The organism is Nonomuraea sp. NPDC003201, from assembly GCF_053590415.1.
This window is the reverse complement of the sequence record NZ_JBSFTC010000672.1, coordinates 1-2,207: the sequence shown is the minus strand read 5'-3', so window position 1 is coordinate 2,207 and position 2,207 is coordinate 1. Positions and strand designations below refer to the sequence as shown.

Below are 2,207 nucleotides of genomic sequence, written 5' to 3'. Positions count from 1 at the left end.
GCAGGCGGAGCGGAACAGGGCATCCGTCACGCGGGTGCCCGCCGCGCGGGCGGCGGCTCTCGCCTCCTGCTCGACGCCGCCGTCGAACTCGTCGGCCGTCGCGCCGAGCAGCACGGGCACGTCGTGCCCGTGGACGGCGAGCCCGTCGGCGATGGGCACCGGCAGGAGGTCGTCGCCGACGCACGGCCCGAGCACGAGCCCGCCGCCGCCTTCGTCCCGCAGGTCGATGACCGCCTGCTGGATCTGCTCCACGGTACGGCTGCCGAATCCGGTGCGCGTCGGCGGCACGCCGAGCCTGCGCCCGAGCCGTTCGAGGAGGTCGCGGGCGGCGTCCGCGCCTCCGCCGAAGAGGCCGCCGGACAGGCTGACCGCGCGGTGGAAGCGGCCGCTGCCCGCGGGTGAGGAGAGCAGCGCGAGCACCGCCGCGCCTCCGGCCGACTGGCCGGCGATGGTGACCCGGTCCGGATCGCCGCCGAAAGCGGCGATGTTCTCCCGCACCCAGTCCAGGGCGAGCAGCAGGTCGAGCAGCGCGAGGTTCGGCCGGACGCCGTCCAGCGGGGCGAATCCGTCGACGCCCAGCCGGTAACCGACGGTGACGCAGACGACGCCGTCGCGGGCGAAGGCGCGGCCGTCGTACCACGGGCTGGCCGGGCTCCCGGCCAGGAAACCGCCGCCGTGGATCCACACCATGACGGGAAGGGGCCCGCGGTCGTCGTCTGCGGCCGGGGTGACGACGCCGAGGTTCAGCACGTCGTCGCCCGGGATCGACGGCTCCGGGATGGTCGTCGTGGCGAACAGCGGCACGCGCTGCGAGGTGGCGCCGTGCCGGGACGCGTCGAACGGCTCCGGGAACCGGCCACGTGGGACCGGCGGGGCGAACCGCCGCACCCCGGTGGGTGCTTCGGCGTAGGGGATGCCGAGGAAACGCCTTACCTGACCGGCGCGACGGCCGATGATCGTGCCCGCGGGGGCATGAACGGTGACCGGCTCGCCGGGCGCGTCGTAGGAGTCCATCCGATCATCCAACACGGCTCACCGCATCCCCGTTCCGGCGACGCCCTGAACGAAGTAGCGCTGCAGGAACAGGAAGAGCACCAGCACGGGCAGCATCACGACGATCGCACCCGCGAGGAGCAGCCCGTAGTCGGTGACGTGCGACGCGGCCTGGCTGGTGGCGGCGAGGCCGACCGGGAGCGTGTAGCTGGACATGCAGCACCAGCGCGCCGTACAGCAGGGGCCGGGTGACGGACCGGCGGCGCACGGCGACCCGGGCGCTGATCATTTCGGTGTCCCGCACCGTGGCGATGGTGCTCATGCGCGGGGCCTCAGCAGCCGGAACTGGACGATGCTCACAGCATCACGAGGACGAGCATCACGAAGGACGCGGCCGAGGACGTCCCGAGCGCACCCTCAGCTGCCGCCACCGGCCGGCCCCGTCGAGTACACGTGTCGGCCACAGCCGGCGTCGGGGCCGCCGCCCGCCCGTTCGGGCCGTGGCGGCGGATCTTCGGCCGTGACCCCACCCTCGCGTCCTGCCGCCAGAGCGACTTTTTCGGACCTCAACCCCGACGGACGGTCACGTGATCACCCGCTTCGGACGTTCTGGGGCGGCGGCGGGGGAAGGTGGCGATCGCGGCCAGGTTCGCCACGGCGACGGCTATGGCGCCGGTCAGCAGCAGCCCCCGCGCGCCGGCCAGCCCCGCCAGCGGCGCCGCCATGGCCAGCCCGAACGGCCTGGTCGCGAACGAGATGAGCTGGTCGAACGACCGTACTCGGCCCAGCGCCGCTTCTGGGATCTCGTCGGCGATCACGGTCTCCCACAGCGGGCTGAGCACGCCGAGCCCGAACATCGCCACGAAGTACGCCCCCGCGATCACCCACGCGCTCGCCGGCAGCGCCAGGGCCGCCATCGGCAGCACGTACAGTGCCGCACCCACCTGCACGGCCACGAGCGGCCGCCGGATGGGCAGCCTCGGCGCCGCGAACACCCCCGCGACCAGCCCCACCGTGCCGCATTGCACGATCAGCACCCAGCTGGCCTCACCGCCCAGCTCCTTGACCGCCGCCAGCGGGCCGAGCGTGAGGAACAGCCCGGCCATGAAGTGCCACACCCAACACCCCCGACTACAACTACGACCAGCTCTCCGGGGTGTCGTACGACATCGACATCTCCAAGCCGGTGGGCCAGCGGATCGCCAACCTGTCCT

The 2,207-nt window shown here is 73.3% G+C and carries 3 protein-coding genes; all 3 read right to left on the bottom strand.

Going from position 1 to position 2,207, the window contains the following annotated elements; translation table 11 throughout:
* The coding region (locus tag ACWDX9_RS62585) for a carboxylesterase family protein (protein WP_449973331.1) at positions 1–1,014 on the bottom strand (1,014 nt) is incomplete at its 3' end.
* An 18-nt stretch (positions 1,015–1,032) separates the two neighbouring features.
* Entirely contained in the window at positions 1,033–1,209 is a 177-nt protein-coding gene (locus ACWDX9_RS62580) for a hypothetical protein (RefSeq protein WP_449973330.1), read from the bottom strand.
* 350 nt (positions 1,210–1,559) lie between these two features.
* Complete coding sequence (locus ACWDX9_RS62575; protein WP_449973329.1) at positions 1,560–2,111, bottom strand: hypothetical protein; 552 nt, start codon at positions 2,109–2,111, stop codon at positions 1,560–1,562.
* Positions 2,112–2,207 lie beyond the last annotated feature (96 nt).